The following is a 16480-nucleotide window of genomic DNA, read 5'->3' on the forward strand; positions in this document are numbered from 1 at the left end:
TTACGCTTGACCAGCTTCATCTTTGAATATCGGTAAAATGAAAGACACAATCGTTCCTTGTGCTTCGGAGCTCTTGATTTGAATGGTCCCACAATAAGCTTCAACTAGCCGTTTTGCAATTGAAAGTCCGAGCCCGCTGCCGCCCTGCTTACTGCTCCTTGCCTCATCGACGCGGTAGAAGCGGTCGAATACACGGGGCAGATGCACCGCCTGAATGCCCAATCCCTTATCCCTTATCTGGATCTGAACGGTTTGGTCATCAAGCGCGTCTCCGGCTATCTTTATATCCTTCTTATCACCGGAGTATTTGATTGCATTATCAAGAACAATCATTAAAATCTGTTTCAAATGATATCCTCGAATAGCCGCAGCCCTATGCTTCAGGGCGTCAATGTCGATTTGGAACACAAATTCCGGGTGAATTACGGCAAAGCCGTCCACTACATGATGCACGATTTTATAAATATCAGCTTGTTCCGTGCTTGTCTGCTCGCTAGTTGCCTCAGACGAAGCCAGCAGATCATGAGTGAGATTTTTGAGGCGCGCCAATTCATCCAGAGAAGCATTCAGTGATTCGGTTAATACAGTCGGGTCGTTCCTCCCCCAACGGGCTATCAGGTTTAGATGGCCCTCAATGATCGCGATAGGTGTTCTGAGCTCATGCGAAGCATCCTCCACAAATCGATTCTGTTGTTGGAACACCTCTTCCAGACGATCCATCATATTATTAAAAATAAAACTAAGATTGGACAACTCATCCTTATTGTCCCAATATTCTACTCTTTCCCCTAGTCCGTTATGTGTAATCTTCTCCATCGTCTCTGATAGCCTAGCGACGGGCTTGACCAATTGTCTGCCAAGCAGAACACCTGCAAACATACTGAATGCGGCGCCTCCCAAACCTCCGATAGCCATCACTAGCAGCAAAATATGATTCAGTCTTTCGTAGTTTTCCAAATTTCGGACAATTTCAATTGTGCCTATGAACTCATCTGTCCTGATGGGACTTCTCATGACTAATAAATGATCCTGTTCATGCCACAAGCTTACGAGCGTGTTAGCATCCACCTTCTCCGGCTTTACCCAGGAGTCGGGCAAATTACCGTTAACCGTAAATAAAGGTGCCCCGTTCTTGTCTAGTATGCGAATAAACTGATCCGGCTGATTCACTTTATCGAGGAAGTTTTTTCCAGAGGCCACATCCTTTGAGTCGTTATCCGCGTAATAAACGAGAATTTCATCCATGTTTTTTCTGATTCCATTCTCTTCTTGAGCAAGAATCCACCGATCCAGAACCAAATATTGAACCGAATTATAGAGGAGAAAAAAAACACACATCCATAAGGCGGACCACAAGGTGATCCGCCATTTCATCGGCAGCGTGTTTATTCGAGACATAATCATTTTCATAACCGCATCACATATCCTATTCCACGAACCGTTTTAATGTATTTCTCATCTCCCGGAGAGCCTAATTTATTCCTTAAATATCTGACATAAACATCGACAACATTCGTTTCCACTTCGGTATTGTGGCCCCACACTTTATTAAGCAGGTTGTCCCTTGACAACACCAAGTTAACATTTTGCATAAATACAGCCAGCAGATCGAATTCACGCTTCGTAAACGTTATGGTATCGCCTGATTGCGTAACGACTCTGGCATTCAAATCAACATTTAAATCCAGAAAAGATAACGCAGATAACGTCTGTTCACTATGCTCATACCTACGGAACAACGCTCGCATGCGGGCAAATAGTTCTTCAATGGCGAACGGCTTTGGAATGTAGTCGTCTGCTCCATAATCCAACCCGGTTACCTTATCCGTTACCTTATTCCGCGCGGTCAACATCATAATGAGCGTTTTCTTGTGTTCGCGAATGTTTCTGCAGACCTCAAATCCGTTCATCCCCGGCAGCATCACATCAAGCAATATCAGGTCAAAGTCATGCTCAAGTGCAATGGCAAGCCCGCTCGTCCCATCATACGCGACGGTGACTTCAAACGAGGCATGCCTGAGCTCCAGTTCAAGAAATCTTGCGAAGTTCGGTTCGTCCTCAACAATTAGAATTTTTTTCATATATCCTCCCGCTGCTTCCTTTTACCTATTATAGCCTTTTCACAGCGTTTGCCTGCTCTATTTTCCAACCGGGTTCACGGCTGAGTTTTCATCCTTACGAGATTTCGTCAAATAGATAACCAGACTCAGAATCGTAACTAAAAAGATTGCACTGGTTACAACCGTACCTAGGCCAAGACCTCCATCCTCCCGCGGTTGAGATAAATAGTCGCCTAGCGAGGCACCAAGCGGCCGAGTCAAAATATAAGCGATCCAAAAAGCGAGTACCGCATTTAGCTTGAAGCGAACATGAGCCACCGTCACAACAGCGATTAGCCCGGCAAATATAAGCGCTGACTTCCAATAACCCAAGTCAATGCTCTCCGCCACAAGATCGCCAGCTGCCGTGCCGAGCGCAAAGGTGAACAGAATGGCCAACCAATAAAAAGCTTCACGTCTACTTGTTATAATCGAATGAATAGACAGAGATTTCTCGCTTGCATACCACGCTGCGAATGTCGCCGCCAGCGCAAGTGTAAAAATAACTGTAGTCGTCACCAATGAAACACCCATGTTATCTACGAGATTATCTGTAATCAGAGTACCTATAATACTGATTAGGACGACTACCGACCAGTATACGACTGGCACGTATTTGTTCAATTTAAATTGATAATACAAGACTGCGATTAGAAGGATGCTCATCACAAATGTCGTATTGGTCAACCCCAAATCAAGGTTGCTGTCAAGAAAATCCGCTGCGGTTTCACCTACCGTCGTTGCTAAAATTTTGATGATCCAGAAAAAAATCGTAAGCTGCGGAACTTTGTTAAACAAATCTTGACTTAAAACGGTTTCATGCTTGTTCGTTTGCAAGATGAACCCATCCTCTCACCCAAAGTTATACGGCTTTCTCAACCGCTGCAATGAGTGTATCAAGCGATTATGAAAATTCGAGGTGAGTGATCGCCTCTATCCCCTTATTATTCCATAACAAACATAAAACCACTCCGTATGTTGGAGTGGATTCATTGATTATCGCTATCTTATTTTTTAAACTTCGCCCCAGTATACCTCGGTCTCGTATTCAAAAAACACTTTTCCATTCTCCTTATTCCGTTCAAATAAATGATGCAGCTCATTCATCATGAGATCGTATTTCGGTTCTCCGAATGCAGGCGTATAGGAAGACGACCGTAATCGACCGCTCAATCCTTCAAAATCAAACACTTGTTGATAGATGAATCGTTTTTCATGCATGTTCCCCGATTTGAAGAAAGAAACCAGTATTTCTGGCGAAATGTTTTTATGATTCACTTTATTGTAGTCCGTGCCAAAAGTTTGCAGCAGTTGCTCGTACCCTTCCCGAAAAGGGGTACCCTGAAGAAGCCTCGAATTCCATATTAACACAACCTTGCCACCGGGCTTCAAAATTCGTTTAAATTCCGATTGCGCTGCGCTGCGGTCAAACCAATGAAAGGCCTGAGCACAAACGATAAAATCTACAGACCGATCCGGCAGTCCAGTCATTTCAGCGGAGCCGGAAACGGCACGGTAATTTTTTTCACCGTTAAGCGTCTTTTCCGCAGCTCCCCGCATTTCTTGGTTCGGCTCCACGGCCGTAACATGACTCCCGCGCTCCAAAAGCAGCTTTGAAAAAATACCTGTTCCTGCACCAATGTCCGCGATCTTACTTTTCGCTTGCACTCCAACAACATCGTATAAATAATTAATCGCTTCATCCGGATAGCTCGGGCGAAACTTTACATACGAATCCACCCGGTCAGAAAACCGTTCTTTACTATTCATCAATTGCCACTCTCCTTCTAAGAAAGGTAATGAATGCTGTTTAATAACGGACTAACTTTCAAATCATTTTCGCCACACTGTTTCATTAGTTGAAACACAGTTTCACTTTTTAATATCATTTTACAATAAGACCTCTCATATGGCTAGCTATTCTAACTGTTTTTTTCAAAACCCAACATCTGCTTTATTAATTCGTTCGCCTCTTCTTTATTGTCTGCTGGGCCAAAAACATATCCATTAATCCCATATTTTTCATCAATGCCATTCAGCATCAGCCAGATTTTATCAAGATTTCTTGAGGCCGTGATGGTTCCAATGCTTTTTAGAACTGTCCAATTGTTAGTTTCTGTAATCAAGAAAAAGTATTTTTGACCGTCGAACTCTAATTTGAAAGGATATGTTAAATCTTTATCTACGGTCAGCGTTCCCATTACGGTATTTTTCCCAAGAAGCCTTTTATATCCATCTCCGCTCATTTTGATTATTGTTTCTTGCTCAAAATCGGAATCAAACGAATAGATAATAGATCGATATTCCCTCTATACTTCAAATTTTTTTGGATACAATGAATAAACGATCAAAGCAATCATGACGAGTATGAAGCTTCCTATGATTTGATTTTTTCTAGCCACATTTTTGTCCTCCCGCATCAACATTCCTGCCTTTTAATGCGCATTATCCCATTTAAGTTTATATCTGTAAACAAATTCTGTGAACAAAATATTTTTTTGCAGCACAAAAAGGATGCCTTTTATGATCGGCATCCTCTTCTATAACCACTTACTATGGCTTAGTTCTCTTTTAAAGCGTAATCAACAGCACTTTCTGCATGTAGCCTTGTCGTATCATAAATCGGGATACTGCAATCATCTTGTGCGATTAATAGCGTAATTTCAGTACAGCCAAGAATAACAGCCTCTGCCCCCTGCTTGTTCAAACCGTCAATAATCTTCAAATAAGCTTTTCTAGATTCATCATTAATGATTCCGAGACAAAGCTCTTGATAGATGATGTCATGGACGATCTTTCTATCCGATGCATTCGGAACGATCACTTCGAGCTCAAATTTTTCAGCGAGCCTGCCCTTGTAAAAATCCTGTTCCATCGTAAAGGCAGTTCCCAGCAAAGCGACTTTCTTAATGCCGGCCTTCACAATTTCTGTTGCAGTTGCATCAGCAATATGAAGCAAAGGGATCGATACCGATTCTTCCACTTCCTTTGCCATTTTGTGCATCGTATTCGTACATATGACGATTAGATCAGCCCCGGCAGCTTCTAGCTTCTGTGCGGAATCAATCATGATTTTTGTAGCTTCATCCCAATTCCCTTGATGCTGAAGATCGATGATTTCTTGAAAATCGACCGATAACAAAATACTTTTTGCAGAATGGTGTCCGCCAAGCTTTTCTTTTACGCTTTGATTGATGATTTGGTAATAGAGCAATGACGACTCCCAGCTCATACCGCCAATAAGACCTATTGTTCTCATCTTATTACCACTTAGATTTGCACTCATTCTATTCCTCTCCACTCTCTCTTTTGTATGTATTCCATCTTAACACCTTTATCCTTTATCCCGCTATAAATCCAGGCGACTTTGCAGCGGCACATTCGATGAACACTCATCCCTTTATCATATTGTTAGACGAATCGCATCTCCTCCACTAGCGGATTAGCGCCATTCTATTTTCCGTCGGTTTCCGTCACGATATCAAATACAAAAAGAGAAACCCATCGCTTCGGAAAAAGCGTGGGTTTCACTACAGCCTGAACCGGCCTTATAAGGCCGGTTTTTCATATTCCGGCAGATGTTCCGTTTGGTCTTTAATCGTTGAGCCATCCTCTAGACGAAGCCAGCTATCGATGCTGCGTTTGCCTTCCGTCAATTGAATAACGCGCGCACCCCGCTGGAACCCTTGCCTGCCGTAGGTATTGAATCCAGTCGCCCGGCCGTAATAAAGCCGTATGCCGTAAAGCTCTCCCCAATAATCGTTAATATGATCATGTCCGCAATAAGTAGCCATCACATCCCCTTGCGCTATCATCGCCGAGAAGATGCCTGCCTGCGTTTTGGCTGAGCATACCTTCTCATGTTTAGAGCCGTAGCATACTTCCTGCCTCCATACGGTTTCGTACTCAGGCAGAGGAATATGAAAGAATGAAATCGCCGGCAATGCTTCCCCGTCAAGCCTTGCTTTCCATTCACGAGATTGCTCGGTATACCACTCAACCTGATCATGGCGGATCCAATCGTACCCCGGAACGATCGGCTGCTCGGAGTATGCACCAGAATCAAAGCAATAGAGCAACGCTGCTGCTTTTTCGTTATTTGAGCCAAAGACGGGGAGCACATAGTTTCCTACGCCATGTATGTGTTCAGGTCCCCTTTCAGCCAATGTGTAAGCGTGTTTTAAAACTTCGCTCATCAGTTGATCCCTTGTAATGCCGTTCTCCGTGTCATGATTACCGAATACGACGCCCCAAGGGATGGCGCGTTGTTCGACGGCGGCAACCGCTTGCCGAAAGGCGCCAGCAGGATCGTGGCATAAGCTGGACCCGTCCTCATGCGTGCCCGTATAAATAACGTCCCCTGTAAACATAACAAGATCCGGTTGCTCCGCATCCAGCACAAGCTCCATAACAGCCTTCGATTGCAAATCTAAATCAGATCCGTCTATCCAATGAATATCTGTGAATTGAACGATTGTAAAGGTTCCATCTTTGCGAAAGCGAAGCGCACTTGACATCCATATACTTCCTCTCAACGAAGTTGTTATCTGATTTCATTTATGAGCCTAGATCAGGCTGATCCAAAAAGGTTACCGCTTTATCAGCGGCGCCATGCAATTCAAAAATGACAATCTCATTGTCGCCTTGCCTCAGTATCGGCCCCGGCACATACAATGTTTTCTGCGGCCCCATATTCCAATAGCGTCCTAAATTAAAGCCATTGATAAAGACGACTCCTTTGGTCCACCCTTCCAAACTGAGGAACGTATCGCAAGGCTCATCCACCGTTACATTTCCGCGATAGAAGCTTGGTTCCTCTTGCTCAAACAAGCCTCCAAATACTAGAGAGGACAAATCCTTTAACGGCAGCGTATGCGTTGTCCAATCCGATAGGAACTGTCGTCCGTAGCGCACGCCTTCGGTAATCCCTTTCCGGTCTTTCATGTAAGGCCCATAATTGACACGGCCTGCATTCTCGACAAGTATGGTGAGTTCAACTCCGTCAGCAGGAACTTCAAACTCAAGCTTCACATCGGCATGGACACGATCCAAAATGGCTGCAGGCTGCCCGTTAAGGAAGACCTGCGCACGGTCATGCAGATCTTGCAAGAAAAGCTCTTCTTTCGGACGAGGACCGCTTATAAAGGTACGATAATGAACAAAACCGTAATCCTGGCCCAATTTCTCCATCGTCTCCGGAAATGCGGTATGGATAGGTGTCGACATGCGATCCAAATTTGCCGTTAATGAGGCTTGCCCAGTCATTGCCACCCGTCCGTAAGCTTTCTTGGCGATTGGGGCCGGCAATTCACAAGGACCAAGCTCCACATACTTTGAAATGACATCGCGCACCGCATAATATTTAGCCGTTGGTTCACCGGATTCGTTCAGCAGCGCATCATAGTCATAGCTTGTAACCGTCGGTTCATAGCTCTCCTTTGTATGGCCGTTTGCGCCGTTATAGAAGCCAAAATTCGTTCCTCCGTGGAACATATAAAAATTAACGGATGCATGCAGGCTTAGCATTTCATCTAGTACATATGCGACATCTTCGGCTGGCCGGGTATGATGCTCCTCGCCCCAATGGTCAAACCAGCCGTTCCAATATTCCATACACATGAGCGGCGCGTCCGGTTGATATTGTTTAAGCTTATCGAATGCTTCAACTGCCCGGGAACCAAAATTCACCGTTGCCAATACACCGTCGATCATGCCGCCTTGCAGCATCGCGTCCTCAGGTCCGTCCGAGGTAAATAACAACACATCCACCCCACGGGCGATCATGCTCTCTTTTTGATGCGTTAAATATCGTTTGTCATTGCCGTAGCTGCCATATTCGTTCTCGATTTGCATGGCGATAATAGGTCCGCCGTTCGTGCATAATAGCGGCTTCAATTTCGGAAGCAGCACATCATAGTAGGCGTCTACATGATCAAGGAACGGCTTATAATAGCAGCGAAGGCGCATATCCGAATCAGCAAGCAGCCATGAGGGAAGTCCTCCGAACTCCCATTCCGCACAAATATAGGGCGAAGGCCGAACGATAACATGCAATTCCAGCTCTCCGGCCAGCTCTATAAAACGAACAAGATCAGCCATCCCTTCAAAATAAAACTGGCCTTTCTTCGGTTCGTGAAGGTTCCAAGGCACATATGTTTCAACGGCATTAAACCCGCAAGCCTTTAATTTCAAAAGACGGTCCTCCCAATACTCCGGGACGGTCCGAAAATAATGGATGGCTCCCGAAAGGAGTCGTATGGGCTGATCATTATAATAAAATGTAGATCCCGAATAATTAAATGTAGCCATTTGTCTTCCACCCCATCAACTATTTAATTGCTTATGCAAAATGGCTGGCTAACGCTTGATTGATCCGCTCTCTTGCCGCTAACAGCCATTCTCCGCTTCCTCTTGGATAATTGGCGAACGTCAATGGCTCAGCCAAATCCTGTTCCATGAGCTCAACCGTCTTTTGTTTGCCAATCTTCTGCTCCAGCAGCTCTAGAGCCCGCAAATCCTGTATGCCCTCGTAGAGCACTTCCAAACGAATCGACTCAATCGGGCCTTCTTTGCCCGGATAAACCAAGTAAGCGTCTCCCGAAGGGAAAGCCAGCTTCGCATCGGTCGTCCGGAAGGGGTCTAACTGCTGATCCAGCGAATATTGCGAGTACCAAAAGTTATAGCCCCAGTGCAGAAATCCTTGCAATCCAAACTTGTATAGCTGTAATCCGATGACCCGATTTCTGGCAGACGGCATGTTAAAAAAACGGTTCGACACCTGTTGATGCTGCCCGCAGCAATAATAAGTCCATAAGTCCGGAACTTGATGCTCTAGGAACGGTTCGATATGATTGTTCGCTGGAATCGGTCTCTTTACTAGACCCTCTTTATATAAATCCAGATCGGACAGCGCATCCATTACGGGATAATCGGATAGATGCTTATAAATGATCTCGCTTGCCGATCGGTACGATTCCATATGCTCGAGTGCAGGCTCATCGGATATATGGAACCAGCTTTGCTGCTCCAGCCCATTCTCTTTCAAATAACGGTCCAGACTAGGCAGAAACTGGTCCAAAAAGCCCAGATACGACTCAGAGGATGCATCCGTCTCCCAGCCGAATAGCTGCCGCTCTTCTCCATCAATCGTTCCCATAATTTTCGGCGCGCACTTCGCTCCCCACTGCGTAAATAAATGGGAAAACTCAAAGTATTTGAAGCCCAGCTTCCGGCACATCGTTATCCACCGCGTAAGCTGGTCATATCCGAATGAATAAGTGCTTCCATTCGCCGCCACTTCAACGAGTTGAACCGTCGGACGCTCTCCTCCTATTGCGGTATCGAGCGGAGGCGTAAACAAAGGCGTCAATATCATGTTCATCCCATGCCTTGCCATCGTATCTGCATAACGTTCCAGAAGTAACCAGTGCGATTCGCTAAACACCTCGACCCCGTACTGCGTAGCAATACAATCCGCATGAAACCATTCCGTGTGAATGAGCTGCTGCGGTGGCAGCGTGACCGGAATGACAGTCAATTCAAATACATCGGATTTCGCTAGCTGCTCGCCATCAGCTGATTGAAAGGAGATCCGTACCGGGTGAACACCCGCAGGAACCGATTTATCCAGAGCGATGCTCACCCATACTGAACGCCATTGTCCGGGAACCGATACAACCGATTGCTGTTCCAGCTCGTATAATGGATCTGGATATAATCCAGGCGCCGTTCGCAAGACGTCAGTATCCGGATCGCTGTAGCAGGGCATCTCCGATGGAACCAGTCCGACGGATCTAATCGTTGCATGCTCTGCGATAGGCGAATCTATTTTCAAAACCATATTTTTCAGAAGGGTGTCCGAGGTGTAGGCTACCTGAAAGGAGAACGTTTCGCCTAGAAGCGCCGATGCGTATTTATAGCTTTCATTAGCAGGCTTTTCATCCGCGAAAACCTTTGCCAAAGAGCTTAACAGCTTCGTTTGAAACGGCAACGGTTCACTCATCCTTATTTCACCTCTTCGCATAAGATGCTTTGTGCAAAATCTTTAAGATCGATACTGTTGCCGTCCAATCTTGACCGTTCCGCCGCAAACGCCATGAGATGGCTTTGAATCGATTGGTTGGCCGAGGTAAGGCCCTCGCTCTTGCCGTCATCCCTTACCAGCTTTAAGAAATCCTTGAGCAAACCCATATCGCCGCCGCCGTGGCCGACATGGCCTCCCCTATCTTCAAATACGATTCGCTCGATCTTGCCGCTGCCGAAATGAATAATCTCAATTTCATTTTTCTCCATGGCGCCGCGGATTTCGCCTTTCGTCCCCATCAGCTTGATCGTACGGCTGACGTCTCTCGTAAACGCACTCATCGTAAATGCCGCAGTGACCGAATTAGCGAACTCCAAATTGACAACCTGATGGTCAACGACATCGTTGTCGCAGTGATAGACACATCTGCCGTAAGGGCCTTCTTCCAGAGCCTTATAACGGGCACTGTAGCTGATGTCATTGCTAATTGCCGATGTAGGCCAATTCGTATCGTCTGTCAAATAAACATTAGGAGCATAATAGAGACAGTCATCCGCGGCCGGACATCCGTCCAAGCAGCGCAGCGGCGCCCCTGCCGGCGCTTGATCGGATTTGAAATGCGAGAGTGACCCGAAGGAGGACACGCGAACGCATTCTGAACCCGCCAGCCAGAGCAGAATGTCCAAATCATGGCAGGACTTCGCTAAAATCATTGGGCTGGACTCCTCTTTCCGGCGCCAATTCCCCCTGACAAAGCTATGTGCTTGATGCCAATAGCCTACGTTCTCATTGTGCGAAATAGCCATCAGCTTGCCTATTGCGCCGTCATCCAGCAAACCTTTTATAGTAGAGAAAAAATTCGTGTACCGCAGCACATGGCAAATCGAGAACACGCGGTTGTATTGAGACGCCATCTCTCCCATTAGCATACATTCCTTGGCATCGGGAGACATTGGCTTCTCTAGAAGGACATGATAACCTGCCTCAAGCGCCTTCATGGTCGGAATGAAATGCTGCTTGTCTTGCGTGCAGATAAGCACGGCATCCGCAAGCTTCGGCAAAGCAAAAAAATCATCCCAGTTATCAAAACACCGGTCATCTGCAATTCCATGCCTCTTTTGGAAGCTGTTCCTGCGTTCGGCGACCGGCTCGGCAACCGCTACGACCTGCAGCTCATGCGGATGCGAGAGCGCATATTCCAAATAATTGATTCCGCGCAATCCCGCTCCGATTATGGCAACTGTAACTTTTTTCATAAAACAATCCCTCTCCCCCGCTGCTGCAAACTTTTTCAGCTATTCTTTGACGCTTCCTACGGTCATGCCTTTAACAAAATATTTTTGCAAGAACGGATACACCAACATAATGGGCAGTGCGCCCATGAAGATTTGCGCCGTCCGCAGCGTTTTCTCGCTCAAGTTATCCATCGCTTTGAGCTGCTCGATAGACAAGGAAGACATTTGGGCATTGATCGACATAATGAGTGTGGACAGATAGGTTTGAAGCGGGTACTTATCCGGTGAATTCAAGTAAAGAATCCCGTCAAACCAAGCATTCCAATGCCCGACAATGGTGAACAATCCGATCGTTGCGATCGACGGAAGCGATACCGGCAAATAAATTTGCCAAAGCACTCGCAAGTGGCCTGCACCGTCAATCGTAGCCGCCTCGTCCAGCTCTCTCGGAATGGATCTGAAAAAATTCAACATAAGGACCATATTCCATACATTCAAGGCTCCCGGTAGAATGAGCGCCCAGATCGAATCTATGATGCCTGTATTTTTGACGATAATATAAGTAGGAATTAATCCGCCGCCAAAAAACATCGTAGTCGCAAAAAACCATACATACGGGGTTCTAAATTTAAACTGGTTATTCGATTTGGATAACGGAAACGCAGTAATGAACACGAGCAGCATATTTACGGCCGTTCCGAGTACGACCCGCTTTACGGAAACCCATAACGAACGGAAAAACTCGATTTTTTCTCCCAAATAGACATAGGCATCCGTGGAGAATCCGACAGGCCACAGGCTTACATCCCCGGCCATCGCAGCCGTATTGGAGCTAAGTGAAATAGAAAGCAGATGAATAAAAGGGATAATGCCGAGCAAGGTGACAGAGGTTAACAACAACGTATTGAGCACGACAAAAAGCTTTCTGCTGATTGATGGTTTGTGTACCATAGTATGACCTCCGCCTAAAATATTCGATAGTTGTTATACTTGTAAGCCGCATAGTAGGTGATGGATACCAGTCCTAAGGATAAGACAGATTTAAAGAGACCTATCGCGGATGCGGGTCCGAATTGCTGGCTGAATATGCCTAACCGGTATACGAAAGTATCAATAATATCTGCCCCTTCATAAACAGTCGGGTTATACATGATCAGAATTTGTTCGAAGCCTGCATTTAGAATGCCTCCCAAGCTTAAAACGCCAAGCAAAATAAGAATCGGTGCCATGCCGGGAAGCGTAATATGAATGACCTGCTTCCACCTTCCTGCCCCGTCCACCTCTGCCGCTTCATAGAGCGTTGCATTAATTCCGACGATGGCAGCAAGCATGACGATCATGTTGTAGCCCATTCCCTTCCAGACGTCTGACCCAATGATGATGCCCCTGAACCAGTCATTGTCCAGCATGAACATAATCGGTGACGCTCCCGCTGCGGACAACAAGCCATTTATCGGTCCATTTAGAGAAAACAATTCAATAATGACGCCGCCCAGCACGGTCCATGACAGGAAGAAAGGCAGGAAAATAGCGGACTGAATGAAGCGCGAGAACCATGTCTTCGTGACCTCATTCAGCAATAGCGCAAGAATGAGCGGCACAAGCAGGAACAGCACCATTTTTATGAGCGAGATCAACAACGTATTCCAAAGCACTTGATTAAAATCCGGTAGATTAAACACGTAACGGAAGTTATCAAGCCCGACAAAATCAGATTTAAAAAATCCGGACAACGGTTCAAACTGTTGAAAAGCCATGACAAGACCGGCCATTGGACCGTACGCATAAATCAATGTAGCGACAACACCGGGCAATAACATCAAATGGAGCAAATATTCTTTTTTCAACGTTCTCATAGATGACCCTCCTAACCGGATGCTAAAGGTAAAGCGGGAGGCGTTGTCGACTGCTCGACTCTTCTCTCCCGCTTTTTTTGGGACAAAGCTTTAATTTTTCGGCTGCTTGCTATACCACTCATTAACCTCTTGGGTAATTTGGTCGCCGCCAAGCGACTTCCAGCTTGCAACGAACTTATCGAATTCATCGATTGGCGCGCCCATGATGATTTTGGTAAAGGATTCTTGCATCAGCTTATCCAGCTGCGCGCCCTTCTCCACTTGCGTTATGGTAGGAAGGCCATAAAATTCGTTGTTCACAAAAGCTTGGGTTTCTTTAATTTTCCGTGTCGTTCCCCAGCCGCCTTCTTTGGCCGCACGGCTATAATATTGACCCCAATTGACGCCTTTGGAAGCATTAGCCGTATTCCCTGCAAGATAGTCGGTGCCTGCTTTGAAGACATCGGCTACGTTCTTATAGTTCTCGTCATCCAGCTCAATCTCAGTCAGCTTGGCATCCATCGTCTTGTTAACTTCTGTATAAATCGTGTCAATCTGAGCCGGATTATAAATCCGTGGGTTAAACCAGTTATATACGTAACCATTCTCGGCTTTGTTCTTTTCCAAATATTGCTTATTGCCCATTTCAATGTAGAAATTGATCATTTTAATCGCCGCTTCCGGATTTTTAAATTTTTTGTTCACGGCGAAGACCTTTCCTGCACGGATCTTTGGTACAAGCGATTTGCCTGGTCCATCAAGACCTGGAATTTGAACCGCGATCCATTCGGCCTTCGGATCATTGTCCACGTTCAAGTTAAGCGGCCAGTTCGGGTACCACCATTCTCCGAATACCAAGCCTACCCTGCCTGCCGTAATATCTTCTACTGCCTTATTCTCGTCCTTCAACGCAAACTCTTTGTTTAAAATGCCATTCTGATACCAGCTTTGCAGCTTGCCTAGAACGGTCTTCACTTCAGGCTGGATTAGTCCGGCCTTTAATTTATCGTCGCCATCCTTCAGCCAAGCGGTCTGGGCATCGCCAATGGAAGGGTATGCACCGAATCCGTTGAAGAGTCCCCGTACGTCAAAGCCCCAGAAAAACAAAGTCTTCTGCAATGAGATGCCGTAGGTGTCATCCTTGCTATTTTGATCCGGATCATTTTTTACGAATGCTTCTGCAACCTTCTCCAGCTCATCGATCGTCTTCGGAGCCTGCAGGTTCAAATGATCGAGCCAGTCCTTCCGAATCCAAAGCAGCTGCGTAGATAGGAATGGATCTTCAAAAGCCGGGATCGCTAGCTGCTTGCCATCCGAACTATACGTCTTCATTGCAAACCCGCCATCGGATTCCATATATTTTTTGAGAGTCGGCGATGCATACTGCTCATAGGCTTCTGAAAGATCAGCCAGCATGTCTTGCTTTTTCAGCTTCTCGAAGTTTTTTGGATCAAGCTCTAAAATATCAGGCAAATCGCCCGATGCCATGGCAAGTGCAAACTTTTGCTCATATTGGCCGGAAGGAACGGTCCACTTATATTTCACATCGATATTCATCATCTCTTTGAGATCCTTGAAGTAAGCATTTTGCTCCGGCGTAATTCCTTTTGGCGTTCTTGAATCTTCCGGCGGATTAAAGCCGAGCACTTCAGTAACCGTAACCGGCTCGGCATATTTGCCGAATGGATCCGGCGCAGCGGCGTCGTTCTTGGCATCCTCTGTGGAAGCCGGCGTATTAGCCTTGTCATTCCCCTGACCAGAGCATGCCGTAATTGCTGAAAGCGACAGCGTTAACAACAAAATCATTTTTAATTTTTTATCATTTTTCATATCGAACACGTTCCCCCTTTTGATCTTGTTCATGACTTTGTTCCCTGCATTTATTATAGGCTTCGGGAGAAAACGGTTTCAATTTCACTATTTTTACTTTGCTTTCACTTTTTTTACCTATCGTGAGTTTCGGTACTCTTGAGGGGATAAACCCGTCATTTTTTTAAAAAAGGTCGTGAAATAAGAAGGCGAATCAAAGCCTGTCCTAATCGCAATTTCATTGAGCTTCAAGGTTGTCGTCATCATCAGGTCAATTGCGACATTCAGCTTCGTGGATTGAATAAACTCGAGCAAATTATGCCCCGTGCTTTTCTTGTAATATCGGGACAGATAAGAGGGATTAAAATGCACCTCATCCGCAATGGCCGTTAAGGATACATCCCCCGATAAATGCTTATTTACGAATTGGTGGATTTGTTCAATCAGTAATTTCGTGAATTCATCCTGCTCCATCCCCCCGCTATTGCACAGCGCAGTTTCATAACCGGAGGACTTTTCCAGATCAACAATGACCATATTTTGCCCGAGCTGAACTCTTTTCTGAATCATGGCGCGAACGGCTTCCGCTTGCTGATGGATCACGTCCCATTTCCCCATCAAATTTCCTGAAATGCCAAATGAGACAGAAGCGTCCAGCACCTCTTCACATTCGTTTTGTACCAGCTCAAGAATACCTTTCATATAAGAAACAAAGCCCTGCCAATCCCGTTCCGCATCGGATCGTTCATTGGCAAAACGGTTCAATAAATCTTCATCCGGTTGAATAAGCCACGCTAGCACACACCCGTCATAAACGGCTTTCTCGCTTGTTATAGACGATGGCAAATGATTGTCAAATATCCGCTCTACCGATTGCAGCACCTTTAACTGGTGGACATCCAGCCGATCAACCTGTCCAACGACAAACAAGGAAGGACGGTCAAACAAGATGTTAAAATCCACCTCCGCATAAAGCGGATCGGTCAATAGCGAATTGATCGGTTCTCCGCTCAGCATGGCTTCCATCAGCTGTTTTTTAAGAAAAGGCTCGGCGATTTGAAGATGCCTTTGCGCCTTTTCCTGATGAAGCCTTTGGCGTTTCTCATCGTCCAGTTTATGAATAGCTCCCTTCACCGCTTGAAATATCGGCTCCATCCCTTCCGTTTTCAGAATGTAGTTTTCTACATTTTTGCGAATCGCTTCATACACATAATCAAATTCACTGTATCCCGTGAGAAAAATAATTCGGCATGATGGCCAATAATAGACCATTTCATCGACTAACTGCAGCCCGTTTTTCTGCGGCATCCGAATATCGCTCACCAATATGTCCAGTTTCATTTTTTTCGCGATCTCAAGCGCTTCGCTTGCGGAATACGCCTTGCACACATCTAGTTCAAAATCCGGATTTTGCTGAAAAAGCTGCACTAAACCATTTACAATGACCGGCTCGTCATCCACGATTAATAATCGGTACAT

14 protein-coding genes are annotated in these 16480 nt (G+C 45.8%); all 14 read right to left on the reverse strand.

Annotated elements, in window-relative coordinates; translation table 11 throughout:
* Positions 1–1410: a HAMP domain-containing sensor histidine kinase gene (locus A7975_RS06930; protein WP_065384586.1), complete on the reverse strand. Its 1410-nt coding sequence runs from the start codon at positions 1408–1410 to the stop codon at positions 1–3.
* Entirely contained in the window at positions 1407–2081 is a 675-nt protein-coding gene (locus A7975_RS06935) for a response regulator transcription factor (RefSeq protein ID WP_065384587.1), read from the reverse strand. Before A7975_RS06935 ends, A7975_RS06930 begins: the two co-directional genes overlap by 4 nt.
* Positions 2082–2138: 57 nt before the next feature.
* Entirely contained in the window at positions 2139–2936 is a 798-nt protein-coding gene (locus A7975_RS06940; RefSeq protein ID WP_255314192.1) for a COG4705 family protein, read from the reverse strand.
* A 177-nt stretch (positions 2937–3113) separates the two neighbouring features.
* Complete coding sequence (locus tag A7975_RS06945; RefSeq protein WP_065384589.1) at positions 3114–3869, reverse strand: class I SAM-dependent methyltransferase; 756 nt, start codon at positions 3867–3869, stop codon at positions 3114–3116.
* Positions 3870–4021: 152 nt separating this feature from the next.
* Complete coding sequence (locus A7975_RS06950) at positions 4022–4345, reverse strand: hypothetical protein (protein ID WP_065384590.1); 324 nt, start codon at positions 4343–4345, stop codon at positions 4022–4024.
* Between the two features lie 314 nt (positions 4346–4659).
* Positions 4660–5358 (reverse strand): aspartate/glutamate racemase family protein, encoded by a 699-nt coding sequence (locus A7975_RS06955; RefSeq protein WP_065384591.1) that lies wholly within the window; start codon positions 5356–5358, stop codon positions 4660–4662.
* A 289-nt stretch (positions 5359–5647) separates the two neighbouring features.
* The gene (locus A7975_RS06960) at positions 5648–6616 is read right to left on the reverse strand and encodes a metallophosphoesterase family protein (protein WP_065384592.1); all 969 of its coding nucleotides are present in this window, start codon (positions 6614–6616) and stop codon (positions 5648–5650) included.
* Between the two features lie 40 nt (positions 6617–6656).
* Complete coding sequence (locus tag A7975_RS06965; protein WP_065384593.1) at positions 6657–8408, reverse strand: glycoside hydrolase family 35 protein; 1752 nt, start codon at positions 8406–8408, stop codon at positions 6657–6659.
* Between the two features lie 31 nt (positions 8409–8439).
* Positions 8440–10101, reverse strand: a complete 1662-nt coding sequence (locus tag A7975_RS06970; RefSeq protein ID WP_065384594.1) for a DUF4091 domain-containing protein — start codon at positions 10099–10101, stop codon at positions 8440–8442.
* Between the two features lie 2 nt (positions 10102–10103).
* A complete protein-coding gene (locus A7975_RS06975) occupies positions 10104–11378 on the reverse strand; it encodes a Gfo/Idh/MocA family protein (protein ID WP_065384595.1) in 1275 nt (424 codons plus the stop codon).
* Positions 11379–11417: 39 nt separating this feature from the next.
* Positions 11418–12308 carry a carbohydrate ABC transporter permease gene (locus A7975_RS06980; RefSeq protein ID WP_065384596.1) on the reverse strand — a complete coding sequence of 297 codons (891 nt, stop codon included), beginning with the start codon at positions 12306–12308 and terminating at the stop codon, positions 11418–11420.
* Between the two features lie 14 nt (positions 12309–12322).
* Entirely contained in the window at positions 12323–13213 is an 891-nt protein-coding gene (locus A7975_RS06985; RefSeq protein WP_053376419.1) for an ABC transporter permease, read from the reverse strand.
* A 90-nt stretch (positions 13214–13303) separates the two neighbouring features.
* Complete coding sequence (locus A7975_RS06990; RefSeq protein WP_065384597.1) at positions 13304–15022, reverse strand: extracellular solute-binding protein; 1719 nt, start codon at positions 15020–15022, stop codon at positions 13304–13306.
* A 117-nt stretch (positions 15023–15139) separates the two neighbouring features.
* A complete protein-coding gene (locus A7975_RS06995) occupies positions 15140–16480 on the reverse strand; it encodes a response regulator (RefSeq protein ID WP_065384598.1) in 1341 nt (446 codons plus the stop codon).

The organism is Bacillus sp. FJAT-26390 (genome assembly GCF_001682865.1).
GTDB lineage: Bacteria > Bacillota > Bacilli > Paenibacillales > Paenibacillaceae > Pristimantibacillus.

What these genes read in the sequence shown, in the direction of transcription:
- A7975_RS06935 (WP_065384587.1), bottom strand. Translation starts at nt 2,081, where the DNA reads ATGAAAAAAATTCTAATTGTTGAGGACGAACCGAACTTCGCAAGATTT.
- A7975_RS06990 (WP_065384597.1), bottom strand. Translation starts at nt 15,022, where the DNA reads ATGAAAAATGATAAAAAATTAAAAATGATTTTGTTGTTAACGCTGTCG.
- A7975_RS06975 (WP_065384595.1), bottom strand. Translation starts at nt 11,378, where the DNA reads ATGAAAAAAGTTACAGTTGCCATAATCGGAGCGGGATTGCGCGGAATC.
- A7975_RS06930 (WP_065384586.1), bottom strand. Translation starts at nt 1,410, where the DNA reads ATGAAAATGATTATGTCTCGAATAAACACGCTGCCGATGAAATGGCGG.
- A7975_RS06945 (WP_065384589.1), bottom strand. Translation starts at nt 3,869, where the DNA reads ATGAATAGTAAAGAACGGTTTTCTGACCGGGTGGATTCGTATGTAAAG.
- A7975_RS06970 (WP_065384594.1), bottom strand. Translation starts at nt 10,101, where the DNA reads ATGAGTGAACCGTTGCCGTTTCAAACGAAGCTGTTAAGCTCTTTGGCA.
- A7975_RS06965 (WP_065384593.1), bottom strand. Translation starts at nt 8,408, where the DNA reads ATGGCTACATTTAATTATTCGGGATCTACATTTTATTATAATGATCAG.
- A7975_RS06980 (WP_065384596.1), bottom strand. Translation starts at nt 12,308, where the DNA reads ATGGTACACAAACCATCAATCAGCAGAAAGCTTTTTGTCGTGCTCAAT.
- A7975_RS06950 (WP_065384590.1), bottom strand. Translation starts at nt 4,345, where the DNA reads ATGAGCGGAGATGGATATAAAAGGCTTCTTGGGAAAAATACCGTAATG.
- A7975_RS06995 (WP_065384598.1), bottom strand. Translation starts at nt 16,480, where the DNA reads ATGTACCGATTATTAATCGTGGATGACGAGCCGGTCATTGTAAATGGT.
- A7975_RS06955 (WP_065384591.1), bottom strand. Translation starts at nt 5,358, where the DNA reads ATGAGAACAATAGGTCTTATTGGCGGTATGAGCTGGGAGTCGTCATTG.
- A7975_RS06985 (WP_053376419.1), bottom strand. Translation starts at nt 13,213, where the DNA reads ATGAGAACGTTGAAAAAAGAATATTTGCTCCATTTGATGTTATTGCCC.
- A7975_RS06960 (WP_065384592.1), bottom strand. Translation starts at nt 6,616, where the DNA reads ATGTCAAGTGCGCTTCGCTTTCGCAAAGATGGAACCTTTACAATCGTT.